The organism is Guptibacillus hwajinpoensis (assembly GCF_005144865.1).
Classification (GTDB): Bacteria; Bacillota; Bacilli; order Bacillales; family Guptibacillaceae; genus Guptibacillus; species Guptibacillus hwajinpoensis_A.
Map to the genome: position 1 here is coordinate 34,277 of NZ_SWFM01000010.1, position 25,091 is coordinate 59,367.

The 25,091-nt window shown below is 42.1% G+C and carries 44 protein-coding genes; 42 read left to right on the forward strand and 2 right to left on the reverse strand.

What is annotated here, in order from left to right; translation table 11 throughout:
• The first annotated feature begins 126 nt into the window (after nucleotides 1-126).
• From rpsJ to FBF83_RS19640, 40 genes are all read left to right on the forward strand, one after another.
• Nucleotides 127-435, forward strand: coding sequence for a 30S ribosomal protein S10 (gene rpsJ, locus FBF83_RS19445; protein ID WP_048313321.1), 309 nt, complete (start codon nucleotides 127-129; stop codon nucleotides 433-435).
• A gap of 46 nt (nucleotides 436-481) precedes the next feature.
• Complete coding sequence (gene rplC, locus FBF83_RS19450) at nucleotides 482-1,117, forward strand: 50S ribosomal protein L3 (protein ID WP_048313322.1); 636 nt, start codon at nucleotides 482-484, stop codon at nucleotides 1,115-1,117.
• 17 nt (nucleotides 1,118-1,134) lie between these two features.
• A complete protein-coding gene (rplD, locus tag FBF83_RS19455; protein ID WP_048313323.1) occupies nucleotides 1,135-1,758 on the forward strand; it encodes a 50S ribosomal protein L4 in 624 nt (207 codons plus the stop codon).
• A complete protein-coding gene (gene rplW, locus FBF83_RS19460; protein ID WP_098445976.1) occupies nucleotides 1,758-2,045 on the forward strand; it encodes a 50S ribosomal protein L23 in 288 nt (95 codons plus the stop codon). Before rplD ends, rplW begins: the two co-directional genes overlap by 1 nt.
• A 28-nt stretch (nucleotides 2,046-2,073) precedes the next feature.
• Entirely contained in the window at nucleotides 2,074-2,904 is an 831-nt protein-coding gene (gene rplB, locus FBF83_RS19465; RefSeq protein ID WP_136948780.1) for a 50S ribosomal protein L2, read from the forward strand.
• A 58-nt stretch (nucleotides 2,905-2,962) separates the two neighbouring features.
• Nucleotides 2,963-3,241, forward strand: coding sequence for a 30S ribosomal protein S19 (rpsS, locus tag FBF83_RS19470; RefSeq protein ID WP_048313326.1), 279 nt, complete (start codon nucleotides 2,963-2,965; stop codon nucleotides 3,239-3,241).
• 20 nt (nucleotides 3,242-3,261) lie between these two features.
• Nucleotides 3,262-3,603, forward strand: a complete 342-nt coding sequence (gene rplV / locus FBF83_RS19475; RefSeq protein ID WP_136948781.1) for a 50S ribosomal protein L22 — start codon at nucleotides 3,262-3,264, stop codon at nucleotides 3,601-3,603.
• A gap of 3 nt (nucleotides 3,604-3,606) precedes the next feature.
• A complete protein-coding gene (gene rpsC, locus FBF83_RS19480; RefSeq protein ID WP_048313328.1) occupies nucleotides 3,607-4,266 on the forward strand; it encodes a 30S ribosomal protein S3 in 660 nt (219 codons plus the stop codon).
• A 3-nt stretch (nucleotides 4,267-4,269) separates the two neighbouring features.
• The gene (gene rplP, locus FBF83_RS19485) at nucleotides 4,270-4,704 is read left to right on the forward strand and encodes a 50S ribosomal protein L16 (RefSeq protein ID WP_048313329.1); all 435 of its coding nucleotides are present in this window, start codon (nucleotides 4,270-4,272) and stop codon (nucleotides 4,702-4,704) included.
• The gene (gene rpmC / locus FBF83_RS19490) at nucleotides 4,694-4,897 is read left to right on the forward strand and encodes a 50S ribosomal protein L29 (protein ID WP_048313330.1); all 204 of its coding nucleotides are present in this window, start codon (nucleotides 4,694-4,696) and stop codon (nucleotides 4,895-4,897) included. Before rplP ends, rpmC begins: the two co-directional genes overlap by 11 nt.
• Before the next feature lie 21 nt (nucleotides 4,898-4,918).
• Nucleotides 4,919-5,182, forward strand: a complete 264-nt coding sequence (rpsQ, locus tag FBF83_RS19495) for a 30S ribosomal protein S17 (RefSeq protein ID WP_048313331.1) — start codon at nucleotides 4,919-4,921, stop codon at nucleotides 5,180-5,182.
• Nucleotides 5,183-5,227: 45 nt separating this feature from the next.
• Nucleotides 5,228-5,596, forward strand: a complete 369-nt coding sequence (gene rplN / locus FBF83_RS19500) for a 50S ribosomal protein L14 (RefSeq protein WP_048313332.1) — start codon at nucleotides 5,228-5,230, stop codon at nucleotides 5,594-5,596.
• Nucleotides 5,597-5,637: 41 nt separating this feature from the next.
• Entirely contained in the window at nucleotides 5,638-5,949 is a 312-nt protein-coding gene (rplX, locus tag FBF83_RS19505; protein ID WP_048313333.1) for a 50S ribosomal protein L24, read from the forward strand.
• Nucleotides 5,950-5,974: 25 nt separating this feature from the next.
• Nucleotides 5,975-6,514, forward strand: a complete 540-nt coding sequence (gene rplE, locus FBF83_RS19510; protein ID WP_048313334.1) for a 50S ribosomal protein L5 — start codon at nucleotides 5,975-5,977, stop codon at nucleotides 6,512-6,514.
• A 16-nt stretch (nucleotides 6,515-6,530) separates the two neighbouring features.
• Complete coding sequence (locus tag FBF83_RS19515; RefSeq protein ID WP_048313335.1) at nucleotides 6,531-6,716, forward strand: type Z 30S ribosomal protein S14; 186 nt, start codon at nucleotides 6,531-6,533, stop codon at nucleotides 6,714-6,716.
• A gap of 29 nt (nucleotides 6,717-6,745) precedes the next feature.
• Nucleotides 6,746-7,144 carry a 30S ribosomal protein S8 gene (gene rpsH, locus FBF83_RS19520; RefSeq protein ID WP_136948782.1) on the forward strand — a complete coding sequence of 133 codons (399 nt, stop codon included), beginning with the start codon at nucleotides 6,746-6,748 and terminating at the stop codon, nucleotides 7,142-7,144.
• A gap of 27 nt (nucleotides 7,145-7,171) precedes the next feature.
• Complete coding sequence (gene rplF, locus FBF83_RS19525; protein ID WP_136948783.1) at nucleotides 7,172-7,708, forward strand: 50S ribosomal protein L6; 537 nt, start codon at nucleotides 7,172-7,174, stop codon at nucleotides 7,706-7,708.
• A 31-nt stretch (nucleotides 7,709-7,739) separates the two neighbouring features.
• Entirely contained in the window at nucleotides 7,740-8,102 is a 363-nt protein-coding gene (rplR, locus tag FBF83_RS19530) for a 50S ribosomal protein L18 (RefSeq protein WP_136948784.1), read from the forward strand.
• Between the two features lie 18 nt (nucleotides 8,103-8,120).
• Entirely contained in the window at nucleotides 8,121-8,621 is a 501-nt protein-coding gene (rpsE, locus tag FBF83_RS19535; protein WP_048313339.1) for a 30S ribosomal protein S5, read from the forward strand.
• Nucleotides 8,622-8,635: 14 nt separating this feature from the next.
• A complete protein-coding gene (gene rpmD, locus FBF83_RS19540) occupies nucleotides 8,636-8,824 on the forward strand; it encodes a 50S ribosomal protein L30 (protein WP_048313340.1) in 189 nt (62 codons plus the stop codon).
• Nucleotides 8,825-8,853: 29 nt separating this feature from the next.
• The gene (rplO, locus tag FBF83_RS19545; RefSeq protein WP_048313341.1) at nucleotides 8,854-9,294 is read left to right on the forward strand and encodes a 50S ribosomal protein L15; all 441 of its coding nucleotides are present in this window, start codon (nucleotides 8,854-8,856) and stop codon (nucleotides 9,292-9,294) included.
• On the forward strand, nucleotides 9,294-10,589 hold the full coding sequence (gene secY / locus FBF83_RS19550; protein ID WP_136948785.1) for a preprotein translocase subunit SecY: 1,296 nt from the start codon (nucleotides 9,294-9,296) through the stop codon (nucleotides 10,587-10,589). The genes rplO and secY overlap by 1 nt, the downstream gene beginning before the upstream one ends.
• 66 nt (nucleotides 10,590-10,655) lie before the next feature.
• Nucleotides 10,656-11,306: an adenylate kinase gene (locus FBF83_RS19555; protein WP_136948786.1), complete on the forward strand. Its 651-nt coding sequence runs from the start codon at nucleotides 10,656-10,658 to the stop codon at nucleotides 11,304-11,306.
• On the forward strand, nucleotides 11,306-12,052 hold the full coding sequence (gene map / locus FBF83_RS19560; RefSeq protein WP_136948787.1) for a type I methionyl aminopeptidase: 747 nt from the start codon (nucleotides 11,306-11,308) through the stop codon (nucleotides 12,050-12,052). Before FBF83_RS19555 ends, map begins: the two co-directional genes overlap by 1 nt.
• 16 nt (nucleotides 12,053-12,068) lie before the next feature.
• Nucleotides 12,069-12,389, forward strand: a complete 321-nt coding sequence (locus tag FBF83_RS19565; protein ID WP_136948788.1) for a KOW domain-containing RNA-binding protein — start codon at nucleotides 12,069-12,071, stop codon at nucleotides 12,387-12,389.
• Complete coding sequence (gene infA, locus FBF83_RS19570; RefSeq protein ID WP_048313346.1) at nucleotides 12,382-12,600, forward strand: translation initiation factor IF-1; 219 nt, start codon at nucleotides 12,382-12,384, stop codon at nucleotides 12,598-12,600. Before FBF83_RS19565 ends, infA begins: the two co-directional genes overlap by 8 nt.
• 35 nt (nucleotides 12,601-12,635) lie before the next feature.
• Complete coding sequence (gene rpmJ / locus FBF83_RS19575; RefSeq protein WP_003720928.1) at nucleotides 12,636-12,749, forward strand: 50S ribosomal protein L36; 114 nt, start codon at nucleotides 12,636-12,638, stop codon at nucleotides 12,747-12,749.
• Between the two features lie 21 nt (nucleotides 12,750-12,770).
• Nucleotides 12,771-13,136: a 30S ribosomal protein S13 gene (rpsM, locus tag FBF83_RS19580; RefSeq protein WP_048313347.1), complete on the forward strand. Its 366-nt coding sequence runs from the start codon at nucleotides 12,771-12,773 to the stop codon at nucleotides 13,134-13,136.
• A gap of 16 nt (nucleotides 13,137-13,152) precedes the next feature.
• Nucleotides 13,153-13,548, forward strand: coding sequence for a 30S ribosomal protein S11 (gene rpsK / locus FBF83_RS19585; RefSeq protein ID WP_048313348.1), 396 nt, complete (start codon nucleotides 13,153-13,155; stop codon nucleotides 13,546-13,548).
• Nucleotides 13,549-13,792: 244 nt separating this feature from the next.
• On the forward strand, nucleotides 13,793-14,737 hold the full coding sequence (locus tag FBF83_RS19590) for a DNA-directed RNA polymerase subunit alpha (protein WP_048313349.1): 945 nt from the start codon (nucleotides 13,793-13,795) through the stop codon (nucleotides 14,735-14,737).
• Between the two features lie 46 nt (nucleotides 14,738-14,783).
• Nucleotides 14,784-15,146: a 50S ribosomal protein L17 gene (rplQ, locus tag FBF83_RS19595; RefSeq protein WP_048313350.1), complete on the forward strand. Its 363-nt coding sequence runs from the start codon at nucleotides 14,784-14,786 to the stop codon at nucleotides 15,144-15,146.
• A 318-nt stretch (nucleotides 15,147-15,464) separates the two neighbouring features.
• Entirely contained in the window at nucleotides 15,465-16,304 is an 840-nt protein-coding gene (locus tag FBF83_RS19600) for an energy-coupling factor ABC transporter ATP-binding protein (protein WP_136948789.1), read from the forward strand.
• Entirely contained in the window at nucleotides 16,280-17,149 is an 870-nt protein-coding gene (locus FBF83_RS19605) for an energy-coupling factor ABC transporter ATP-binding protein (RefSeq protein ID WP_136948790.1), read from the forward strand. Before FBF83_RS19600 ends, FBF83_RS19605 begins: the two co-directional genes overlap by 25 nt.
• Entirely contained in the window at nucleotides 17,146-17,943 is a 798-nt protein-coding gene (locus tag FBF83_RS19610; RefSeq protein WP_136948791.1) for an energy-coupling factor transporter transmembrane component T family protein, read from the forward strand. The genes FBF83_RS19605 and FBF83_RS19610 overlap by 4 nt, the downstream gene beginning before the upstream one ends.
• Nucleotides 17,944-17,953: 10 nt before the next feature.
• Nucleotides 17,954-18,694, forward strand: a complete 741-nt coding sequence (gene truA / locus FBF83_RS19615) for a tRNA pseudouridine(38-40) synthase TruA (RefSeq protein WP_136948792.1) — start codon at nucleotides 17,954-17,956, stop codon at nucleotides 18,692-18,694.
• Nucleotides 18,695-18,864: 170 nt separating this feature from the next.
• Complete coding sequence (gene rplM, locus FBF83_RS19620) at nucleotides 18,865-19,302, forward strand: 50S ribosomal protein L13 (protein ID WP_048313355.1); 438 nt, start codon at nucleotides 18,865-18,867, stop codon at nucleotides 19,300-19,302.
• Nucleotides 19,303-19,321: 19 nt separating this feature from the next.
• Complete coding sequence (gene rpsI, locus FBF83_RS19625) at nucleotides 19,322-19,714, forward strand: 30S ribosomal protein S9 (protein WP_048313356.1); 393 nt, start codon at nucleotides 19,322-19,324, stop codon at nucleotides 19,712-19,714.
• A gap of 152 nt (nucleotides 19,715-19,866) precedes the next feature.
• A complete protein-coding gene (locus tag FBF83_RS19630) occupies nucleotides 19,867-20,304 on the forward strand; it encodes a DUF2521 family protein (protein ID WP_169525646.1) in 438 nt (145 codons plus the stop codon).
• A gap of 78 nt (nucleotides 20,305-20,382) precedes the next feature.
• Nucleotides 20,383-21,096 (forward strand): N-acetylmuramoyl-L-alanine amidase CwlD, encoded by a 714-nt coding sequence (gene cwlD / locus FBF83_RS19635; protein WP_136948794.1) that lies wholly within the window; start codon nucleotides 20,383-20,385, stop codon nucleotides 21,094-21,096.
• 114 nt (nucleotides 21,097-21,210) lie between these two features.
• On the forward strand, nucleotides 21,211-22,242 hold the full coding sequence (locus FBF83_RS19640; protein ID WP_136948795.1) for a P-loop NTPase: 1,032 nt from the start codon (nucleotides 21,211-21,213) through the stop codon (nucleotides 22,240-22,242).
• 47 nt (nucleotides 22,243-22,289) lie between these two features.
• Here the strand turns inward: FBF83_RS19640 and gerD are convergent, their stop codons facing one another.
• Nucleotides 22,290-22,919 carry a spore germination lipoprotein GerD gene (gene gerD / locus FBF83_RS19645; RefSeq protein ID WP_136948796.1) on the reverse strand — a complete coding sequence of 210 codons (630 nt, stop codon included), beginning with the start codon at nucleotides 22,917-22,919 and terminating at the stop codon, nucleotides 22,290-22,292.
• Nucleotides 22,920-23,068: 149 nt separating this feature from the next.
• Here gerD and FBF83_RS19650 point away from each other — a divergent pair, with 149 nt between their 5' ends.
• Nucleotides 23,069-23,671 carry a KinB-signaling pathway activation protein gene (locus FBF83_RS19650; RefSeq protein ID WP_136948797.1) on the forward strand — a complete coding sequence of 201 codons (603 nt, stop codon included), beginning with the start codon at nucleotides 23,069-23,071 and terminating at the stop codon, nucleotides 23,669-23,671.
• A gap of 31 nt (nucleotides 23,672-23,702) precedes the next feature.
• On the opposite strand, the gene pdaB is transcribed toward FBF83_RS19650, so the two are convergent.
• Nucleotides 23,703-24,461, reverse strand: coding sequence for a polysaccharide deacetylase family sporulation protein PdaB (gene pdaB, locus FBF83_RS19655; RefSeq protein WP_136948798.1), 759 nt, complete (start codon nucleotides 24,459-24,461; stop codon nucleotides 23,703-23,705).
• A 119-nt stretch (nucleotides 24,462-24,580) separates the two neighbouring features.
• Between pdaB and FBF83_RS19660 the strand changes: the two genes are divergently transcribed.
• On the forward strand, nucleotides 24,581-24,805 hold the full coding sequence (locus tag FBF83_RS19660; protein WP_136948799.1) for a hypothetical protein: 225 nt from the start codon (nucleotides 24,581-24,583) through the stop codon (nucleotides 24,803-24,805).
• Nucleotides 24,806-25,091: the final 286 nt, after the last annotated feature.

Here is a 25,091-nt window from a genome sequence, read left to right on the forward strand (position 1 = left end):
TGGTCATAAACAGCGATGATGTGGAAGGTTGCTGACACACCCGGCCCCTTTGCCATGGCGAGTGTGTTGGGTTTATTTTCACGGAGAACTGTCTATAACAATATGGGCGATAAAGGAGGGGAAATAATGGCAAAGCAAAAGATTCGTATTCGTTTAAAAGCATATGATCACCGTATTCTAGATCAGTCTGCTGAGAAAATTGTAGAAACAGCAAAACGTTCAGGTGCACAAGTATCCGGACCAATCCCGTTGCCGACGGAAAAATCTGTTTACACAATTCTACGTGCGGTACACAAGTACAAAGATGCTCGTGAGCAGTTTGAAATGCGTACGCATAAGCGTCTAATTGACATCATCGAGCCTACACCACAAACGGTTGACTCGTTAATGCGTTTAGACCTACCGTCTGGCGTTGACATCGAAATTAAACTTTAATATAACGCTAAATAAATCATTTAAAAACAATTAGGAGGTGTGACGAATGACCAAAGGAATCTTAGGAAGAAAAGTAGGCATGACACAAGTCTTTGCTGACAACGGAGATATTATCCCGGTAACTGTTATTGAAGCAGAACCTAACGTTGTCCTTCAAAAGAAAGTTGTTGATACAGATGGATACGAAGCAATTCAAGTTGGATTTGCTGACAAGAAGAAATCTCGTTTCAACAAACCTGAAGAAGGCCATGCTACAAAAGCGAGCACAACACCTAAGCGCTTCGTGAAAGAAATTCGTAACGCAGAAGGTAGTTACGAAATTGGTCAGGAAGTCAAGGTAGATATCTTTAACGAAGGTGACGTAGTTGATGTAACTGGTACGTCTAAAGGGAAAGGTTTCCAAGGTGCGATCAAGCGCCATAACCAATCTCGCGGACCAATGACTCACGGTTCTCGTTATCACCGTCGTCCAGGTTCAATGGGACCTATCGATCCAATGCGCGTAATGAAAGGTAAACTTCTACCTGGTCGCATGGGTGGCGAACGTACAACTGTACAAAACCTAGAAATCGTTAAAGTTGATGTAGAACGTAATGTACTTCTAGTAAAAGGTAACGTACCTGGAGCTAAGAAAAGCTACGTAACTATACAAAGCGCGGTTAAAGCAAAAGAAGCTAAGTAAGAAGGGAGGATATCCAAGTGCCTAAAGTAACAATGTTTAACCAAACCGGAGCACAAGTTGGCGACATCGAACTCGCTGAAGCAATCTTCGGGATCGAACCAAACGAAAGTGTTATGTATGATGCGGTTATCATGCAGCAAGCATCTTTGCGTCAAGGTAACCACGACGTGAAAAATCGTTCAGAAGTACGCGGTGGTGGAGCTAAACCATGGCGCCAAAAAGGAACAGGTCGTGCTCGTCAGGGCTCAATCCGTTCACCACAATGGGTTGGCGGTGGAGTAGTATTTGGTCCGACACCAAGAAGCTATTCTTACAAGCTACCTAAAAAAGTTCGCCGTTTGGCTATCAGATCTGCTTTGTCTTCTAAAGTACAAACAGAGGATATGGTCATCGTCGACAGCATTTCTTTTGATGCACCAAAAACAAAGGAAATGAAATCTGTACTATCAAGCCTTTCAGCAGAAAGCAAGGCGCTTATCGTTACAGGCGACTATAACGAAGCTGTTGCATTATCTGCACGCAATATCCCTGGTGTTACTGTTGTAACTTCAGCTGGACTTAATATTCTTGATGTCCTTAAAGCTGATAAATTGGTTATGACAAAAGACGCTGTGGAAAAAGTAGAGGAGGTGCTAGCGTAATGAACGCTCGTGATATTATCAAGCGCCCCGTTATTACTGAAGCTACTACTGACGTAATGGCAGACAAAAAGTATACGTTCGAAGTTGATACTCGTGCTAACAAAACTCAAATCAAGAGTGCTCTTGAAGAAATCTTCGGAGTTAAAGTTGCTGGAGTAAACACTCAAAACTATATGGGTAAAAAGAAACGTGTTGGCCGTCATAGCGGATTCACACCACGTCGCAAAAAAGCTATCGTGACGCTTACACCAGAGAGCAAAGAATTAGATTTCTTTGAAGGCGTCTAAAAAATAATAGATAAGGAGGGAAATTAGAATGGCGATTAAAAAGTATAAACCGACCACAAACGGTCGTCGTGGTATGTCAGTATCTGACTTTGCTGAAATCACTACAGACCAGCCGGAAAAGTCGTTGCTTGCACCTATTCACAGAAAAGGTGGACGTAACAACCAAGGTCGCTTGACTGTTCGTCACCAAGGTGGCGGTCATAAGCGTAAATATCGTATCATTGACTTTAAACGAGATAAAGATGGAATACCAGGACGCGTTGCTACGATCGAATACGATCCAAACCGCTCTGCAAACATCGCTCTTATCAACTATGCTGATGGAGAGAAGCGTTACATTCTTGCTCCAAAAGGAATTAAAGTAGGAACTGAAATTATGTCTGGCGTTGACGCTGACATTAAAGTAGGAAACACGCTTCCACTAATCAACATTCCAGTTGGTACAACAATTCACAACATTGAACTTAAGCCAGGCCGCGGCGGACAACTAGTTCGTTCTGCTGGTGCAGAAGCTCAGCTTCTAGGTAAAGAAGGTAGATACGTACTAGTACGTCTTCGTTCAGGAGAAACTCGTATGATTCTTTCTACTTGCCGCGCCACAGTTGGTCAGGTTGGTAACCTTGAGCACGAGCTTATCAATATTGGTAAAGCTGGACGTTCTCGTTGGTTGGGTATCCGCCCTACAGTTCGTGGTTCAGTAATGAACCCTGTCGATCACCCACACGGTGGTGGTGAAGGTCGTGCGCCGATCGGACGTAAATCACCAATGTCACCATGGGGCAAACCAACCCTTGGATTTAAGACTCGTAAGAAGAACAAAGACTCCGACAAGTACATCGTACGTCGTCGCAAAAAATAATGGGATTAACCTACGGTTCCAAGGGACCGTAGCTTAATCACAAAAGGGAGGTTCACAAATGGGTCGTAGTTTGAAAAAAGGACCTTTTGTCGACGATCATTTAATGAAAAAGGTCGAAGACTTAAATGAAAAGAGCGACAAAAAAGTTATCAAAACTTGGTCTCGTCGTTCAACAGTATTCCCAGAATTTATTGGACACACTTTTGCAGTATATGATGGACGCAAGCACGTACCGGTTTATGTTACAGAAGACATGGTCGGACACAAGCTTGGCGAATTTGCTCCAACTCGCACATATCGCGGGCATGCTGCAGATGACAAAAAAACTAGACGTTAATTTGAGGGGAGGTACAACGAATGCAAGCTAAAGCTGTTGCAAAACACGTGCGTATTGCTCCTCGTAAAGCACGCTTAGTCGTAGATCTCATTCGAGGAAAGCAAGTCGGTGAAGCTATTGCGATTTTGCGCAACACAAACAAAGTTGCTTCTCCAGTAGTTGAGAAAGTGCTTAACTCTGCGATCGCTAATGCAGAGCACAATCTTGAGCTAGAACCGAACAATCTTACGGTTTCTCAAGTGTTTGTGGACGAAGGAGTAACAATGAAACGTTTCCGCCCACGTGCTATGGGTAGAGCTAGCCGCATCAACAAGCGAACTAGCCATATCACAGTCGTGGTATCAGAAAAGAAGGAGGGATAACGAGTGGGTCAGAAAATTAATCCGGTAGGACTTCGAATTGGCGTTATTCGTGATTGGGAGTCTAAATGGTACGCAGACAAAGATTACGCTAACCTATTACACGAAGATATCAAAATTCGTGAATATATTGAAAAACGTTTGAAGGATGCATCTGTATCAGCTGTTGAAATCGAACGTGCAGCAAACCGAGTGAATGTAACAGTGAAAACTGCTAAGCCTGGTATGGTGATCGGTAAAGGTGGTTCTGAAGTTGAGTCTCTTCGTAAGTCTCTCGCGGAACTAACAGGCAAGAAAGTTCACGTTAACATCTTTGAAATTAAGCAAGCTGACGTTGATGCAACACTAGTTGCAGATAACATCGCTCGCCAACTTGAAAACCGCGTTTCTTTCCGTCGCGCTATGAAGCAAACTATTCAGCGTGCGATGAGATCAGGCGCAAAAGGAATTAAAACGCAAGTATCTGGCCGTCTAAACGGTGCTGATATTGCTCGTTCTGAATCATACAGTGAAGGTACTGTACCTCTTCATACACTTCGTGCTGACATCGATTATGGTACTGCAGAAGCAGATACTACTTACGGTAAGCTTGGTGTGAAGATTTGGATCTATCGTGGTGAAGTCCTTCCAACGAAAGGAACGCAAAAAGAGGAAGGGGGAAAATAAATCATGTTGTTACCTAAACGTGTTAAATACCGTAGAGAACATCGCGGAAAAATGCGCGGACGTGCTAAAGGTGGCACTGAAGTAGCATTCGGTGAATACGGTCTACAAGCTCTTGAAGCTAGTTGGATCACAAACCGTCAAATCGAGGCAGCTCGTATTGCTATGACTCGTTACATGAAACGTGGCGGTAAAGTCTGGATTAAAATTTTCCCATCAAAGCCTTACACTGCTAAACCACTTGAAGTACGAATGGGTTCCGGTAAAGGTGCTCCTGAAGGTTGGGTAGCTGTAGTAAAGCCAGGGAAAATCTGTTTCGAAATTGCAGGTGTTTCTGAGGAAGTTGCGCGCGAAGCTCTTCGCCTTGCTTCTCACAAATTACCTATTAAAACTAAGTTCGTAAAACGCGAAGAAGTGGGTGGTGACACAAATGAAAGCTGAGGAAATTCGTAACTTGACCACTGCCGAAATTGAGCAGAAAGCGAAATCTTTTAAAGAAGAACTTTTCAATCTTCGCTTTCAACTTGCTACAGGTCAACTGGAAAACCCAGCCCGCATTCGTGAAGTCCGTAAATCAATCGCTCGCGCAAACACTGTTTTGCGTGAAAGAGAGTTAGGAATCACAAACGGTTAATATGAGGGGAGGTTTGCGAAAATGAGCGAACGCAATAATCGCAAAGAATACACTGGGCGTGTAGTCTCTGACAAAATGGATAAGACAATTACTGTTATGGTTGAGACTTATAAGATGCACCCGTTATACGGTAAACGCGTTAAGTACTCTAAGAAGTTCAAAGCGCATGATGAAAACAACACTGCAAAAATCAACGACGTTGTAACAATCATGGAAACTCGTCCTGTATCTAAAGACAAACGTTTCCGTCTTGTAGAAGTAGTTGTAGAAGCAGTTATTATCTAAATGAACTCGGATCATTTACTAATGTCCGAAGGGAGGTCTTTCTAGATGATTCAACAGGAATCTCGTTTGAAAACAGCAGACAACTCTGGTGCACGTGAATTACTTTGTATCAAAGTACTTGGCGGCTCGGGTCGTAAAACTGCTAATATCGGTGATGTAATTGTTTGTTCTGTGAAACAAGCAACACCTGGCGGCGTTGTTAAGAAAGGTGAAGTCGTTAGAGCTGTTATTGTACGCAGTAAAAGTGGCGTTCGTCGTCAAGATGGTTCATACATCAAATTTGACGAAAACGCAGCGGTTGTTATCCGTGATGACAAAGGACCGCGCGGAACACGTATTTTCGGACCAGTTGCTCGTGAATTACGCGACAGCCAGTTCATGAAAATCGTTTCTCTTGCTCCAGAAGTTCTTTAATCATTTGAAAATAGATGCCTTGTAAGGAGGTGCGCGACCTTATGCACGTAAAAAAGGGAGATAAAGTAAAAGTTATTTCTGGTAAGGACAAAGGTAAACAAGGTGTGATCCTTGAAGCTTACCCGAAAAAAGATAGAGTTATCGTTGAAGGTGTCAACCTTGTTAAGAAACACTCGAAACCATCACAGGCTAATCCTCAAGGTGGAATTATCGAGCAGGAAGCAGCGATCCACGTTTCTAACGTAATGGCGCTAGATCCGAAGTCTGGTGAACCTACTCGCGTTGGATACAAAGTAGACAACGGTAAGAAAGTTCGTATCTCAAAAAAATCCGGTGAAGTACTCGATAAGTAGTTCGTAGCGAAAGGAGGTCAATCCGATGAATCGTTTCCAAGAAAAGTATCAAAATGAAACTAAACCTGCACTAATGGAGAAATTTAATTATTCCTCTGTTATGGAAGTTCCAAAGCTTGAAAAGATTGTAATCAACATGGGTGTTGGTGACGCTGTTCAGAATCCTAAAGCTCTAGATACAGCAGTTGAGGAGCTTCAGTTAATCTCAGGTCAAAAACCAATAATCACACGTGCGAAAAAGTCAATCGCTGGCTTTAAGCTTCGTGAAGATATGCCAATCGGTGCAAAAGTTACATTGCGCGGAACTCGTATGTTCGAATTCTTAGACAAGCTTATTTCTGTTTCACTACCACGTGTACGTGACTTCAGAGGTATTTCTAAGAAATCATTCGATGGTCGTGGTAACTACACACTTGGTGTTAAAGAACAGTTGATTTTCCCTGAAATTGATTACGATAAAGTTAACAAAGTACGCGGAATGGACATCGTTATCGTAACGACAGCAAATACGGACGAAGAAAGCCGTGAAATGTTGACTAACCTAGGTATGCCATTTCAAAAGTAAGTAAGGAGGGAAAATTGTGGCGAAAAAATCTATGATCGCGAAACAAAAGCGTCAAGCTAAGTTTAAAGTACAAGAGTATACTCGTTGTGAGCGTTGCGGACGTCCACACTCAGTTATTCGCAAATTTAAACTTTGCCGTATTTGTTTCCGGGAGCTTGCACACAAAGGTCAAATCCCAGGCGTTAAAAAGGCTAGCTGGTAAACCCGAAATAGGGAAGGAGGTAATTACTAATGGTCATGACTGATCCAATCGCAGATATGCTTACAAGAATTCGTAATGCGAACACTGTTCGTCACGAAAAGCTTGAGTTTCCTGCATCTAATTCGAAAAAAAGCATCGCTGAAATCCTCAAACGTGAAGGTTTTGTACGTGATGTTGAAATGATCGAAGACAGCAAACAAGGAATCATCCGTATCTTCTTAAAGTACGGTTCAAATAACGAGCGCGTTATCACTGGATTAAAGCGAATCAGTAAACCTGGTCTTCGCGTATACGCTAAAGCAGACGAAGTACCACGTGTACTTGGCGGTCTAGGAATCGCTCTTGTTTCTACTTCTAAAGGAATTATGACGGACAAAGAAGCTCGTCAACAGCAAGTAGGCGGAGAAGTTCTAGCGTACGTTTGGTAATTCTTAAAGCAGAATGGAGGTGTAATTATGTCACGTGTCGGACTTAAACCGATTGAAATCCCAAGTGGTGTAACAATCGATATCAAAGGAGACGTTGTAACGGTTAAAGGACCTAAAGGGGAACTTTCTCGTTCATTCAGCCCTGATATCAAAGTAAACATTGAAGAGAACGTGCTAACAGTAGCTCGTCCTTCTGATCATAAAGAGCACCGTGCACTTCACGGTACAACTCGCAGCCTGATCGCTAACATGGTTGAAGGTGTGACTAAAGGCTTTGAAAAAGGTCTTGAAATCATCGGGGTTGGTTATCGTGCAAGCAAATCTGGTGAAAAACTTATTCTTAACGTAGGGTACTCTCACCCAGTTGAGATGGTACCTGAACAAGGTATTGATATTGAAGTTCCTGCAAACACAAAAGTGGTTGTAAAAGGAATTGACAAAGAACGCGTTGGAGCTGTTGCAGCAAACATCCGCGCTGTCCGTACTCCAGAACCTTACAAAGGTAAAGGAATTCGCTACGAAGGCGAATATGTACGTCGTAAAGAAGGTAAAACAGGCAAATAGGTAAAAACCTAGCGGAAAGGAGTGACGTTTAATGATCACTAAAGCCGATAAAAACAAAGCGCGTCAAAAAAGACACGCTCGCGTTCGCCGCACAGTTACCGGTACTACTGAACGTCCGCGTCTAAACGTATTCCGTTCTAACAAGAACATCTATGCACAGCTTATCGATGACACTAAAGGTGTTACTATCGTATCAGCTTCTAGCATGGAACAAGGAATTAACGTTGAGCACGGCGGTAACACAGAAGCTGCTGTGAAAGTCGGAGAAACAATCGCAAAGCGTGCTGTTGAAGCAGGTTATTCTGTAGTGGTTTTCGACCGCGGAGGATATCTTTATCACGGACGTGTGCAAGCTCTTGCAGACGCAGCGCGTGAAGCAGGACTGAAATTTTAATAAAAAGGAGGTTGACCCATGCGTAGCATTGATGCTAACAAACTAGAACTTGAAGAACGCGTTGTTACCGTTAACCGCGTAGCGAAAGTTGTTAAAGGTGGACGTCGTTTCCGCTTTGCAGCAATCGTAGTTGTCGGAGACAAAAACGGTCACGTTGGATTCGGAACTGGTAAAGCGCAGGAAGTTCCTGAAGCAATTCGTAAAGCTATCGAAGATGCGAAGAAGAACTTAATTACTGTTCCTGTTGTAGGAACAACAATCCCTCACCAAATTACAGGTCATTTCGGAGCTGGTAACGTACTATTGAAGCCTGCTTCTGAAGGTACAGGAGTTATTGCTGGTGGACCTGTTCGTGCGGTACTAGAACTTGCTGGTGTAGGTGACATTCTATCTAAGTCTCTTGGATCTAACAATCCGATTAACATGGTGCGTGCAACTCTTAATGGCCTTGAGAACCTTAAGCGTGCGGAAGACGTTGCAAAGCTTCGTGGAAAATCTGTAGAAGAGCTACTAGGTTAAGGGAGGGAAAATAGATGGCTAAGCAATTAGAAATCACCCTCACACGTAGTGTGATTGGTCGCCCTCAAGACCAACGCGTGACGGTAAAAACACTTGGACTAAACAAGATGCATCACACGGTTGTTCATAACGACAATCCTGCGATTCGCGGTATGATCAACAAGGTATCTCACCTTGTAACTGTTAACGAAATTGATGCGTAAAAAATCTATACATTGAGGAGGTGCCCACAATGAAACTACACGAACTAAAACCATCTGAAGGTTCTCGTAAAGAGCGCAACAGACTTGGTCGCGGTATTGCTACTGGTAACGGTAAGACATCTGGTCGCGGTCAAAAAGGTCAAAAAGCTCGTTCTGGCGGCGGAGTACGCGTCGGTTTCGAAGGAGGACAACTTCCAATCTTCAAACGTCTACCTAAGCGTGGATTTACAAACATGAACCGTAAAGAGTTCGCGATTGTTAATCTTGATTCGCTTAACCGTTTCGAAGATGGAACTGAAGTTTCTCCAGAGCTTCTTTTGGAAACTGGCGTAGTAAGCAAAGAAAAAGCTGGAATTAAGATTCTAGGTAGTGGTAAGCTTGAGAAAAAGCTTACCGTCAAAGCCCACAAGTTCTCTGCTTCTGCAAAAGAGGCTATTGAAGCGGCAGGCGGAAACACTGAGGTGATCTAATGTTCCAGGCAATCTCCAACATTATGCGCGTAGGTGATATTAGAAATAAAGTAATATTTACCCTACTCATGCTTGTCGTGTTCCGAATCGGAACATTCATACCGGTTCCAGGTGTGAACAGAGACGTACTACAATTTCAAGATCAAATGAGTCTCTTCGGAGTACTCAACACCTTTGGCGGTGGAGCGTTGCAAAACTTCTCCATCTTTGCCATGGGAATTATGCCTTACATCACTGCTTCTATTATTGTACAGCTATTGCAAATGGACGTTGTTCCTAAGTTTACCGAATGGTCTAAACAAGGGGAAGCCGGACGCAAGAAGCTAACGCAGGTTACTCGTTATGGAACGATCGTACTTGGACTTGTCCAAGGTATTGGTCTTTCAATCGGGTTCAACAATATTGTTGGTGGACAGTTGATTAGTAATCCAGGCGTACTAACGTATCTTAATATTTCTCTTGTTTTAACAGCCGGAACGGCTTTTTTGATGTGGTTAGGCGAACAGATCACAGCAAAAGGCGTAGGAAATGGAATTTCAATCATCATCTTTGCTGGTATTGTTGCTGCAATTCCACCAGGGCTTAATCAGCTCTATGCACAGATGTTTGAAGGTTCTCAAGATGAGTTGTTCCTTAACATTGTTACACTTGTGATTCTAGCACTTGCAGCACTCGCAATTGTTGTAGCTGTTATCTTTGTTCAACAAGGTCTTAGAAAAATCCCAATTCAATATGCCAAGCGTACTGTAAACCGCAGACAAGTTGGTGGACAATCCACACACTTACCAATTAAGGTCAATGCAGCAGGTGTTATTCCAGTTATCTTTGCAATATCACTGATTATTACTCCACCAACAATCGCCAGGTTGTTCGGAGATAATACGGTAACGGAGTGGATCGTAAGGGTATTTGATTATACACAACCTATTGGTATGGTCGTGTATGCGTTACTCATCATTGGATTTACGTATTTCTATACGTTTGTCCAGGTTAATCCGGAGAAGATGGCTGAGAATCTTAAAAAGCAGGGTGGATACATTCCTGGTATTCGTCCGGGTAATGCAACGGAAACGTACATTACTCGCATTCTCTACCGCTTAACATTTGTAGGAGCACTTTTCCTTGCTGTTATATCGATTATTCCGGTATTTTTCACAACCGTAGCAGGACTGCCGCAAACGCTGCAAATCGGCGGAACAAGCTTGCTGATCGTTGTTGGGGTAGCGCTTGATACGATGAAGCAAATTGAAAGTCAATTAATTAAACGTCATTATAAAGGCTTTATTAAATCTTGAGGATAAATCGGGAAGAACTTTCTTCCCCTCCTTCATCCTCGATTGGGTGACGTGCGGAGGGATTAGATGAATCTAGTATTAATGGGGCTTCCGGGTGTCGGAAAAGGAACCCAGGCAGAAAAGATTGTCGAAAAGTATGGCATCCCTCATATCTCTACTGGAGATATGTTCCGAGCAGCGATTAAAGAAGGAACGCCTCTTGGTCTTAAAGCAAAAGAGTTCATGGATTCCGGAAATCTCGTACCTGACGAAGTAACAATCGGTATAGTACGAGAGCGTTTAGGAAAAGATGATTGCGAAAAAGGTTTTCTCTTAGATGGTTTCCCAAGAACCGTCGCACAAGCTGATGCGCTAGAAGAGATCTTATCCGACTTGGAGAAAAAACTCGACTATGTAATTAATATTGCAGTTGAGGAAGATCAACTCATGCAGCGTTTGACTGGACGTCGTGTTTGCCGTAACTGTGGAGCAACCTATCACGTAATCTTCAATCCTCCTAAGGAAGAAGGAGTTTGTGATAAGTGCGGTGGAGAACTTTATCAACGAGATGATGATAAAGAAGAAACTGTACGCACTCGCCTCGAAGTCAACAAGCAACAACAGCAACCATTGTTGACCTTTTATGAAGGCAAAGGCTATCTTAAAACAATTGATGGCAATAAAGACATCAATGAGGTGTTTGAAGATGTAGATCAACTCCTCAAAGGGTTGTCGTAATGATTATTTGCAAGACACCTCGCGAACTTGATATCATGCGAGAGGCAGGCAAGATTGTCGCATTAACTCATCAAGAGCTACAGAAGCACATCAAGCCTGGAATTACGACAAAAGAGCTGGATACGATTGCCGATCGGTTTATTCGTCAGCTTGGTGCAATTCCTTCCTTTAAGGGTTACAATGGATTTACTGGAAGTATATGCGCTTCAGTTAATGAAGAGCTTGTACATGGTATTCCAGGAGATCGCGTGTTGGCGGAGGGAGATATAATTAGCATCGATATTGGTGCTAAGTATAAAGGTTATCATGGCGATTCTGCCTGGACCTATCCTGTTGGCACTATCTCAGAAGAAGACGAACGGTTGTTAAAAGTTACCGAGGAATCGTTATATAAAGGATTGGATGAAGCGAAAGCTGGTAAGAGGCTTTCAGATATCTCTCATGCAATTCAAGCATATGCCGAAGCTGAAGGTTTTTCGATTGTACGAGAATATGTTGGTCATGGTGTAGGTCAAGACCTTCATGAAGATCCTCAAATTCCCCATTATGGTCCTCCAGGAAAAGGGCCGAGGCTAAAGCAGGGGATGGTCCTTGCAGTAGAGCCGATGGTGAATCTGGGCTCTCGCTATGTTCGAACACTTTCGGATAATTGGACTGTAGTAACAACTGACGGCAAAAACTGCGCTCACTTTGAGCACACATTTGCTGTTACGGAAGAAGGATATGAAATTCTAACAAAGGCCTAAGTGAAGGTGATGGTTCGTGAAAGAGTCGGATACCGTTCCCGAGATCGGTCAGATCGTTCGGAATAGACGGGGAAGAGACGCTGAACAATATAGCGTGATTGTAGGAATCGTTGATAAACGTTATGTTTTCTTAGCAGATGGTGACAAGCGTAAGTTTGATCGACCAAAGCGGAAGAACCTCGCGCACCTTGAGCTGATAGATTATGTATCCCCTGAGGTAAAGCGAAGTCTTGAGGAAACCGGCCGTGTCACAAATGGCAAGCTGCGTTTCGCGATCTCAAAATATGTGAATGAATATGTCATTGATTTAAAGGAGGGAGAGCAAGTAGATGGCTAAAGAAGAAGTGATTGAAATGGAAGGCAAGGTTATCGAACCTCTGCCGAATGCAATGTTTCGAGTAGAACTCGAAAACGGTCATAAGATTCTTGCTCACGTATCCGGAAAGATACGCATGCATTACATTCGTATTCTACCAGGTGACAAAGTAACCGTTGAGCTTTCTCCATATGACTTATCACGTGGTCGAATCACGTATCGATATAAATAAGCAGTTAATCTCCGTATACAAGGAGGGTTAAAACAATGAAAGTAAGACCATCAGTAAAACCAATGTGTGAAAAATGTAAAGTTATCCGCCGTAAAGGTAAAGTCATGGTTATCTGTGAAAATCCAAAGCATAAGCAAAAACAAGGCTAATATATAAGGAGGTGCAACGTAATGGCACGTATTGCTGGTATTGATGTTCCACGCGAAAAGCGCATCGTAATCGCGTTAACTTACGTTTATGGAATCGGTAAAACAACTGCGAAACAAGTTCTAGTTGACGCTGGTGTTTCTGAAGACACTCGCGTGCGCGACTTAACTGAAGAAGAGCTCGGAAAAATCCGTGAAGTAGTAGACAAAATTAAAGTTGAGGGTGATCTTCGTCGTGAAATCTCACTTAACATTAAGCGTCTAATCGAAATCGGTTCTTATCGTGGTATCCGCCACCGTCGTGGTCTTCCTGTCCGAGGTCAACATACGAAGAACAACTCTCGTACTCGTAAAGGCCCTCGCCGTACAGTAGCTAACAAGAAGAAGTAAGGGAGGTAATTAACAAATGGCTAAGCAACGTAAAGCAAATACGCGCAAAAAGCGCGTGAAAAAGAATGTTGAGAGTGGAGTAGCTCATATCCGTTCCACTTTTAACAATACAATCATTACGATTACTGATACTCACGGAAATGCGATTTCTTGGGCAACTTCCGGAAACATGGGCTTTAAAGGTTCTCGTAAGTCGACTCCATTCGCTGCTCAAATGGCTGCCGAAACTGCAGGTAAAACTGCACAGGAGCATGGCATGAAAACTGTAGAAGTTTCTGTTAAAGGCCCTGGAGCTGGTCGTGAAGCTGCTATTCGTGCACTTCAAGCTGTAGGTCTAGAGGTTACTGCGATCCGTGATGTAACTCCAGTACCTCATAACGGCTGCCGTCCGCCAAAACGTCGTAGAGTCTAATTTAGTAGAGAGTTCAAAAACGTAGATGTTCCCTTCGGGTGAATGCCTGGTTTTGAACAATCTCTTATGGAAAGATTCAATCTATCGGTATACAATTGATGAACATGTCAATAATGATAATGTATAAATTGTTGACGGTTGACGAATCATAATTAGGTTGTTGGTATTTAGACCACCTAAAGGGATTATTCGGTTAGACTTCATGTCTAACCGAAGTTCGACGTTTTGAAGGAGGGTTTGTTGGATGATCGAAATCGAAAAGCCAAAAATTGAAGCGGTAGCTATCAACGAGGATGCTAAATACGGAAAGTTTGTTGTCGAACCACTAGAGCGTGGTTATGGAACTACTTTGGGTAACTCCCTACGTCGTATACTGTTATCTTCACTACCTGGTGCTGCTGTTACATCTGTCCAAATTGAAGGAGTTCTCCATGAGTTCTCTACAGTTGAAGGTGTACACGAGGATGTAACAACTATTATTCTCAATCTTAAGAAGTTAGCTATGAAAGTTTACTCTGAGGAAGAGAAGACACTAGTAGTAGATGTTCAGGGACCTGGAACAGTAACAGCTGGTGATATTACTCATGACAGCGACGTGGAGATCTTAAACCCTGACCTTCATATTGCTACCCTATCTGCAAGTGCACGATTCCAAATGCGAGTTACTGCAATTCGTGGAAGAGGTTATGTACAAGCGGAAGGAAACAAGAATGATGAACAGCCAATCGGTGTAATTCCGGTTGACTCAATCTTTACTCCTGTTTCCCGTGTTAACTACCAAGTTGAAAACACACGCGTTGGCCAGGTAACAAACTATGATAAACTAACCCTTGACGTTTGGACAGATGGCAGCATTCGACCTGAAGAAGCGGTATCGTTAGGCGCAAAGATTTTAAATGAACATTTAAACATTTTTGTTGGCTTAACAGATCAGGCTCAAAATGCTGAAATCATGGTCGAAAAAGAAGAGGACCAAAAAGAGAAAGTGCTTGAGATGACAATTGAAGAGCTCGATCTCTCAGTTCGTTCATATAATTGCCTGAAACGTGCTGGAATTAATACAGTTCAAGAGCTAACTCACAAGTCTGAGGAAGACATGATGAAAGTTCGTAATCTTGGACGTAAGTCACTTGAAGAAGTACAAGAAAAGCTTGAAGAGCTTGGACTTGGGCTTCGTAACGAAGAATAGATATAGTAGTTGTTGATTTTATAAACAACAAAGGAGGGAATACTTCATGGCATACCAAAAGTTAGGTCGTACAAGCGATACGCGTAAAGCGCTATTCCGTGACCTTGTTACAGATTTGATCATCAATGAACGTATTGAAACGACAGAATCAAAGGCGAAAGAGCTTCGTTCTTTCATCGATAAAATGATTACGCTTGGTAAACGCGGAGATCTTCACGCACGTCGTCAAGCAGCTTCTTTCATCCGTAACGAAGTAGCGGATGCAGAAAGCGGTCAAGATGCAGTTCAAAAGCTATTCAGCGATATCGCTCCTCGTTATGCTGAGCGTCAAGGCGGTTACTCTCGTATCCGTAAACTTGGACCACGCCGCGGTGATGGTGCTGAAATGGTTATCATCGAGCTAGTATAAGACGCACTTGATTAAAAGGGCGGGACAGGATCTCGATATTGGATACTGATTCTATGCCCTTTTTTCGTGCGTTTTTTTGTGAAATAAAGCGCATGTTCCAAGTGATAGCATGCTGCTTGCCATTACTGAAAGCCTGGCAGATGCCAGGCTTTTTTTGCGAAATAAACTAAGTGATGGATTTCCCATACAGCAGCGGTCAAAATTTAAGCGTATGCTGATAGGAAAAAGTGGCGGCATGTACTGCCCCGCCATTTTTTCGCACCAGCATACTAGTACTGCAGATACAGTATGAAACTAGCAGAGGCAGGAGGAAAGAGTATGGAAGAACTGATCTCCGTTCAAAATGTATCATTTCGATATCAGGAAGAGCATCCTTACGTCTTAAAAGATGTTGGCCTATCTGTTCAGAAAGGTGAATGGCTTGCGATTGTAGGACATAATGGTTCTGGTAAATCTACGCTTGCAAGACTTCTTAATGGACTGCTTCTACCTGAGAAGGGTGATGTTCTTGTTGAGGGGTTTAATAGTAGAGACGAGGAAAGTATCTGGGAAATTAGAAGAAGAGTAGGAATTGTCTTTCAGAATCCCGACAACCAATTTGTTGGAACGTCTGTTCAGGATGATGTAGCTTTTGGTCTTGAGAACAGTGGAATGCCACGTGAGAAGATGCTGAAGCGTATCGCTGAGAGTGTTAAAAAAGTAAGGATGGAAGACTTCCTTGATCAAGAACCACATCGCTTATCTGGTGGTCAGAAGCAGCGCGTAGCTATAGCAGGAATTATTGCGTTAAGACCTTCCATCGTTATCCTAGACGAGGCTACGTCCATGCTTGATCCTGCAGGACGTAAAGAAGTTTTACAAACGATGCGTGAGTTAAAAGAAGAAGAAGGTATGACAGTAATATCGATTACTCATGATCTTGAAGAGGCGGCACGTGCTGATCGAATGATAGTCATGAACGCTGGCGAAGTAATTGATGAGGGTGTTCCTGTAGATGTTTTCGAAAAAGGTGACATGCTTGAGAAGATTGGACTTGATCTGCCGTTTCCATTGCAGGTGCAACGAGCTCTTCGTGAAAAAGGGTATGATTTCTCGAAGCTTACTTTATCACAGGAGGAGCTGGTAAACGAGCTATGGACATTACAGTCAAAGAGTTAGAGCATTCATATAATCGAGGAACACCATTTGAACGAAATGCACTTAAAAACATTAATCTTTCCATTCCATCTGGAACATTTCAAACCATTATAGGACATACAGGCTCTGGGAAGTCTACTTTGATTCAGCATCTAAATGGACTTCTTAAACCGTCTGCAGGAAGTATTCAAATTGGTGATTTTCTTATTCGAGCGGGTGAGAAGGAGAAGAGATTAAAGGCTTTAAGGAAGCATGTAGGCATAGTGTTCCAATATCCTGAACATCAATTGTTTGAGGAAACAATTGAGAAGGACATTATATTTGGTCCTCTTAACTTCGGCGTTCCTCTAGAAGAAGCGAAGCAGCGCGCTGCAAAGCTCATTCATCAGGTAGGATTGGATGAGTCCTATCTTGAACGATCGCCTTTTGATTTAAGTGGTGGTCAGATGAGGCGTGTAGCTATTGCTGGTGTTCTTGCAATGAAGCCATCAATCCTAATTCTCGATGAACCGACTGCTGGACTTGATCCACGTGGAAGGCGAGAGATTATGGGGCTATTTTATCGCCTGCATCAAGAAGAGGGGCTAACTACAATATTGGTTACCCACAGTATGGAGGATGCAGCGCATTATTCTGATAATATCGTGATTATGGAAAAGGGCGGAATTGCTCTGCAGGGAAATGCAGAACATATTTTTGCTGATTCAGATGCTTTGAAGGCATTAAGTTTGGATGTCCCTGAAACAGTGCAATTCATCCATCGTCTCGAAGAGCGTTTCGATCGAAAGCTACCTCACAGTGTGTTTTCATTGGATGCAGCTGTAGATGCAGCGTTAACCATTTTGCAAAAGGAGGAGAAATCCTGATGCAAAACATTATTATTGGGCAGTACGTTCCTGGGCAGTCATTTATTCATAAACTTGACCCAAGAGCGAAGCTTTTAACTGCTTTTCTATTCGTTATTATTGTATTTCTAGCTAACAATTGGTTAACGTATGCGTTACTCGGAGCGTTTACTTTAATTGCTGTGTTTGTATCTAGACTACCGTTACGATACATTTACAACGGGTTAAAGCCTATTCTTCTCGTTATTATACTCACATTCCTACTACATGTATTTTTAACGAAAGAAGGTCCGTTACTGTTCGATTTTGGGTTTCTTGAAGTATATGAAGGCGGTGTAAAGCAAGGGGTATTTATATCATTACGTCTTCTATTCTTAATTATGATTACTTCTCTATTGACTTTAACGACTACACCAATTGATATTACGGTTGGAATCGAAAGCTTACTTGGACCCATGAAGAAAATCGGCCTTCCCGTTCATGAATTTGCATTGATGATGTCTATTGCACTACGGTTTATTCCTACGCTTCTCGAGGAAACCGAGAAAATCATGAAAGCACAGTCTGCACGGGGAGCGCAGTTCTCTAGTGGGCCAATCAAAGAGCGTCTAAAAAGCATCGTGCCTCTTCTCGTTCCACTCTTTGTAAGTGCATTTAAACGTGCAGAAGATCTAGCGATGGCAATGGAAGCTAGGGGATATCGTGGTGGAGAAGGCAGAACGAGCATCCGACTACTGAAATGGTCCGGAAAGGATACAACATTATTTATTATCCTTCTAATGCTAAGTGTTGGTTTACTTCTGTTGAGAAGTTAAGGGGGACATCATGCAAAGGATTAAAATGACGATATCGTATGATGGTACTGCGTTCAATGGCTATCAAGTACAGCCTAATGGCCGTACAGTTCAAGAAGAGCTACAGCGTGCGTTGAAACAGATGCACAAAGGTAAATTGATTCATGTGACTGGCTCAGGTAGGACTGATGCTCGTGTGCACGCTTTAGGACAGGTCATACATTTTGACACGCCGCTTTCTATCCCGTTGGATAAATGGGTGAGAGCATTAAATGCGCAGTTACCAGCCGATGTGCGCGTATTACGAGCGGAAGCTGTACCTGAAGATTTCCACGCCAGGTATCATGTTGTTCGAAAAACGTATCACTACCGTGTGAATAACCGTGACGCCTCTGATGTCTTTCGAAGAAACTATGCAGTTCATGAGGCTCGTGAATTGAATATAGGCGATATGAGAAGGGCTGCAGCACACCTTATTGGAGAGCATGATTTCACATCATTTTGCTCTGCCAAAACAGATGTGAAAGATAAAGTTCGCACGATCTACCGGATTGATATTGAAAAAGAAAATGATGAACTCATTTTCACATTTGAAGGTAGTGGATTTCTATATAATATGGTTCGCATTTTGATGGGGACGTTCCTAGAGGTTGGTAGAGGAGATCGTCAAGCGGATGAATTGCCTTCTATCCTGGAAGCTCAAGATCGTAGTAGGGCTGGAAAGACTGCGCCTCCCCACGGACTCTATTTATGGGAAGTCTCTTATTCTTAAAAAGGAATAGAAAGTTATCAAACACTTGACATTTCCGCCCACGTATTATAAGATATTCTTTGGTATTTCTACATCCACTTGCCCCGGATTTAGAAATCTGACTGACAACTGACAATGAATATTCTGTGCTAGTTTTAAAATAAATTGGATTGATTTTAGGAGGGAAACTCATGCGTACAACATTTATGGCTAAAGGCCACGAAGTAGAACGTAAATGGTATATCGTTGACGCTGAAGGTCAAACACTTGGCCGTCTTGCAAGTGAAGTAGCAGCGATCCTACGCGGTAAAAATAAAGTAACTTTCACACCTCACGTTGACACTGGTGATCATGTGATCATCCTTAACGCTGAGAAAATTGAACTAACTGGTAACAAACTTAATGACAAGATGTACTACCGTCATAGTGGACACCCAGGTGGTTTGAAATCAAGAAACGCTCTAGAAATGCGTACTAACCGTTCTGAGCAAATGCTTGAACTTGCAATCAAAGGTATGCTTCCAAAGAACAGCCTTGGTCGCCAAATGATTAAGAAGCTTCATGTATTCGCTGGTAGCGAGCACAATCACCAGGCTCAACAGCCTGAAAAATACGAACTAAGAGGTTAATTAAAAGGAGGGAATCAACTTGGCACAAGTACAATACAACGGCACTGGCCGACGTAAAAACTCTGTAGCACGCGTACGTTTACTTCCTGGTAACGGACGTATGGTTATTAACAACCGTGAAATCGATGACTATTTCGATCTTGAAACACTAAAGCTTATCTCTAAGCAACCACTAGTTGAAACTGGTACTGAAGGCACTTACGATATCTTCGTAAATGTTAACGGTGGTGGATTCACTGGACAAGCGGGCGCAATCCGTCACGGTATCGCTCGTGCACTACTTCAAGCTGACCCGGAATCACGCGCTACACTTAAGAGCGCTGGCTTCCTAACTCGTGATGCTCGTATGAAAGAACGTAAGAAATACGGTCTTAAAGCAGCACGTCGTGCACCTCAGTTCTCGAAGCGTTAATTTTATTATTTCAAAACCTCTGGCTTTCAATAGCCGGGGGTTTTTTTGTTGTCTATTCATGGATTGAACTGAATGAATTACCAGTTCAATTACCGCATACTCTATGACGCTCGAAAGAGACTAAAGCATAATAAGTCGAGAGGATGGGTGACATGGACAACGTTATTACTGTCTTTAAAGAACGCCAGCGTCATAAGCGCCTTGAATTCGAGCGGAGAATACTAATTGAAATATCACTTAAAGATTTATCAGATAATATTACAGAAATGTTTTCTCCTTTCTTCTCTGATGCGATTCTGTATAAAGGCGATGTTGAGAATGTTTGTATGGACATTGCAATCGAAGCCTATTTATTAGGAGCAGAGTATAGTAAATTCTCATGCAATGGAGAATCAATGGAAGCGGTGCACCGACGTTGTTTTAAACTTGAAAAAGCCCTTATTGATGCTTTGTTCGATTATTGGCTCTTCTGGAAGACTTCTGTTGGGTATGAAGAATCCCTTCACCTAACTTGTGATGTGTTTGTTTCGAACTGGTGGAAAGCAGGGTGTGAAAAAGGAATCATGAGACGTCGTCTTCGTCTTCAATAAACGATCAGGTTCCAAGACTATTTCCCTCACTTGTCCCATATAGATACTATAGGACACAGAATAGAGGGCGGTGTTGCTATGAAAAAGTGGTCAAAGCGATTGGGCGTTGCGTCTGGAGTACTTGTGCTGTTATTTATTATTAATTACAAATTTGCCATTGATTCTTCCTGGGATGCCTGGCATCTTCCCTTATCCGGGCAAATTATTGTGATTGATCCAGGTCATGGTGGTCCGGATGGAGGTGCAGTAGGTAACAATGTAGTAGAGAAGGATATTGCTTTAAAGGTATCACTTAAATTGCGTGATTACCTTCAAGAAGCAGGGGCACTTGTTATCATGACTCGTGAGACTGATACTGACTTAGCATCAGAAAATACGAAGGGTCTTAGCAATCGTAAATCCGAAGATCTAAGAGAACGTGTTAGACTTGTTAATGATTCAAGTAATGATTTGTTTATCAGCATTCACTTGAATGCCATACCTTCATCAAAGTGGAGCGGTGCCCAAACGTTTTATAATCCAACAAATGAACAGAGCCAAGCATTATCGCGGTTCATACAATCTGAGATCAAACGAAACCTTGAGAATACTAATCGTCTTGCAAAGAATTTGGATAGTGTCTATTTATTGAAGCAAGCGGAAATTCCGGGGGCGCTTGTAGAAGTAGGGTTTCTCTCAAATCCCACGGAGCGTGAGTTATTAAATACAGAAGCATATCAGAATAAAATAGCCGCTTCCATATACCAGGGAATTATTCGCTATTCCACTAACGAACCAGTGCCTGAAGAATAGGCACTGGTTTTAGCTTACTAATCAATAAAACATCCAATAAACAGGAGAGTCAAAGTTATCTGAATGATGTGTTATACTAACAATGTAATCGAATTCAGAGAAGGTGGTGCCTCCATGTTAACGAAAGATCAGGTCGTTGAATTATTACAAAAAGTGCAAGATCCTATTATACATAAAAGTATCACCATTCGTGATGTGAAGACAAAGGAAGGCTATGTTAGTGTAAAAGCTGCCCTTGCACAAACAGAATCTGCTGAGCAGATGAAAGTACAACAGGAAATCGTAAATATCTTGAAGGGTGCTGGAGCGGAATCAGTAGGGCTACGGTTTGAACAGCTTGCTGATGAAGAGCTTCCCCAAGGGACTTCAGCGAATCCTAATCTACCGCCATTGTTATCACCAGAGAGCAAGACGCAGTTTATTGCCGTTGCGAGTGGTAAAGGTGGAGTAGGAAAATCTACTGTAACAGTAAACTTAGCAACTTCGCTTGCTCGATTAGGTAAAAAAGTTGGCATAATTGATGCTGACATTTATGGATTTAGTGTTCCAGATATGATGGGGATTGAAAGTAGACCGAAAGTGGTAGATGGTAAAATCTATCCTGTTGAACGTTTTGATGTAAAAGTTATGTCTATGGCATTTTTTGTAGAAGATAACGCTCCAGTAATCTGGCGTGGTCCAATGCTTGGGAAAATGCTTAACAACTTCTTCAGTGAAGTTGACTGGGGTGAGTTAGATTACTTGCTGCTTGACCTCCCACCAGGAACAGGGGACGTAGCGCTTGATGTCCACACAATGCTTCCGGCATCGAAGGAGATCATTGTCACTACTCCACATGCAACTGCTGCTTTCGTAGCAGCACGGGCAGGCGCTATGGCATTGAAAACTAAGCATGAAGTGCTTGGAGTAGTGGAGAATATGGCTTATTTTGAAAGTAAGGTAACTGGTGAAAAGGAATATGTTTTCGGTCAGGGTGGCGGAGAAAAACTTGCCTCTGAACTATCTACCGAGATTCTAGGGAAGTTGCCACTTGGACAACCTGATTTCAATGACGAGGAGTTTGCTCCTTCCGTTTACCAGGCTGATCATCCGATTGGTAAGCAATATTTAGATATAGCGAAAGAAGTTATTGCGAAAACAGAATAACAAGAAAGGACGCTCCACTTGGAGTGTCCTTTTTTCATTAGGTGTGATCACTGTTGATTGTCTGAACCACTGTCCTGCTCATCCCCAGATTTTTCACTCGATTTCTGTTCTCCATTACCTTCAGTTGCTTTTAATTGCTCTGAAGTGATTTTGGTTAACATCTGCTGAATTTTAGCCTGGAATAACGGACTCTCGAATGTTTCAGAGATTAGATCCTTGATTTGCTTTCTGGATTGCTTACTTTCTAATAGCTGCAAGTATTGTTTCTCCATCTCAGGATCCTGCATCAAATCCATCATTTTTTCTTGATACTCTGGATCGTCCATAAGTGCTTTAAACAGTTTTTCATTTTCGCCTTGAATGTTTTTCGCAAAGTTCTCAACGAAAGCTGGATCTTTCAGCATTTCTTGCCAATACTTCTTGCCTTCTTCAGTTGTAAGGACTTTCTGTATGGTTTCTTTCACAAAAGGTTCTTCCATCACAAGCTGTTGTTTTAATTTCTCATCTGACATGATTTCCTGAATGGCTTTTTTGCCTTCATCTGTTTTTAGCAGATCGACTAGCATTTTCTTCGTTTCATCATAATTAGCCTGAGAGCCTTCAGCGGATCCTGTGGCACAACCGGCAATAAGAAGAAAAGCTAATCCAAGAGCAAGCAGTTTGAATCGCTGACTCATATGCTCATGCTCCTTTCTCATATTCTTATCCTTAATATTAGGCGAAACTGTGAATTTATACCCGGAGAATAAAGGAAGGGTGGCATTTTAAAAGTGGCATTGGTACAATTCAACAGAGAAGCATCATAAACATTCACGGGGGTTTGATTGTGAAAACGAGAAATCTTGTTTACTTATTCTTTTCAACCCTTCTGATTGGATCAACAGCAGGAATGATTACAGGTATTGTCTTAGACTGGTCGCAATATTGGACTGATCTAAAAAACGGTGAATTTATTTCATTCCTGATAGTCATGCTCTGGTTACTAGGAGTATCCAGTATCTTCAGCTTGATCAGTCAGATGGGATTTTTCGCATATTTAACCATACATCGGTTTGGACTTGGTATTTTTAAGTCGGTTAGATTATGGAATACTATACAAGCCGTCCTTATCGCAGTTGCGTTGTTCGACTTAGTATATTTCCGCTATGCCGTTTTTGCGGAAGCGGGAGAAAGTGTTGTAAGCTACGTACTTGTTGCTCTATTTCTTCTTGTGGTAGGTGTTACAGTAGCTTATATCAAACAAAAAGAAACGAACAAGCAGGCCTTTATACCGGCTCTCTTCTTTATTGTCGTTGTAACCACGCTTGAATGGATTCCTGGGTTACAGAGTAATGATCCTAAATGGCTATGGCTTATTTTAATACCACTTCTCGTCAGTAATGTATGGCAATTGCTAACACTTCATCGTCTGATAGGAAAAGAAGCATAAACAAAAGCAGCTCTGCACATAGCAGGGCTGCTTATTTAATTTCTTTACTTTTGATATCTGCATTTGATACAAGTTCGCTTACTGTATAGAAAGTATAACCTTTCTTCTTCAAAGTCGAGATGATGTTTGGAATCGCATCAGCCGTTTGCTTAGCTGAGTCAGAAGCATGCAAGAGAATAATATCACCAGGATCTGCACCGCTTGCAACATTTTCTACTATGGTTTCCATACCAGGGTTTCTCCAATCTTCTGAATCGAGACTCCAATGAATAACCGTGTAGTTCATTTTATCTGACAGAGTGAGAACCCTTTTATCAAAATTGCCATTTGGTGGTCTGAGAAGTTCTGGTTGAGTACCAGCTACTTTTTTAATCGCTTCATGGGAGCGTATAATGTCTTTTCGTATTTCTTCATTTTCCATCGTCGTGTAATTTTCGTATTTATATCCCAGGTTTCCTATTTCATGACCATCTTTTACAATTTGCTCAACGATTTCGGGGTGTCGTTCAGCCCAAGCTCCTGAAATGAAAAAAGAAGCCTTTACTTTGTTCTTTTTTAATTGGTCAAGAATAGGGATGGCTTTTGTTTCTCCCCAGCTAATATCGAACGTTAGTGCAATTCGTTTATCTTTGCTCTTTACTTGATCAATGGCGAGCGGTACGTCATTCGAAGTGAAGACAGCTAGCTCGCCACCTTCTGTAAATAAAATAATGGCAGTGAAAAAAGCAGCAACTACAATAATAAGTCCCTGTTTTATACGCTTTCCATTCCAAATCCAGAAAAAATTCATCATGCACCCCCTTTGTCCCATTCATATGCGAACAGTTTCATAACTATGTACAAAGTGTTTCCTTCACACATATTTAGGTAAAGGTTAGGCGATACTGGTTTGAGGAAGGAGGAGATAAAGTGATAGGGCTACTAGTTAACAATAAAGAAATGAAAGAGATCGAGTATTTACTTAAGCGGGAGATGGAGGAACTTCTCTTGGATTTGGATAATAGTCGCATTGATGGGCTTATTAAACGAGCTATGGAGGAGCGGTATCAGATTCTGCTCGGAATCTATAAAAGAACTGCTACAAAGGCTGAAGTTTTAAAGTATATGCGCATTTTAAAAAAAGGTACAAATTAATTTCAAAAACCCCTTGCTAATTACTTAAACAACCTGTATATTTATATAGGTCGCCGATACGAAACGGTTGACGCAAAAAAAGAATTAAAAAAGTTGTTGACTCCAACTGAGTTAATGTGGTACATTAATAAAGTCGCTGAAAACGACATCGAAAGAAACAAATCGATCTTTGAAAACTGAACGAAACGCCATGTAAGTAGTTGTTTCTACGGAAACAAAACATTGTTTTAAAAGCTAGATTAAGCTTTCTATCGGAGAGTTTGATCCTGGCTCAGGACGAACGCTG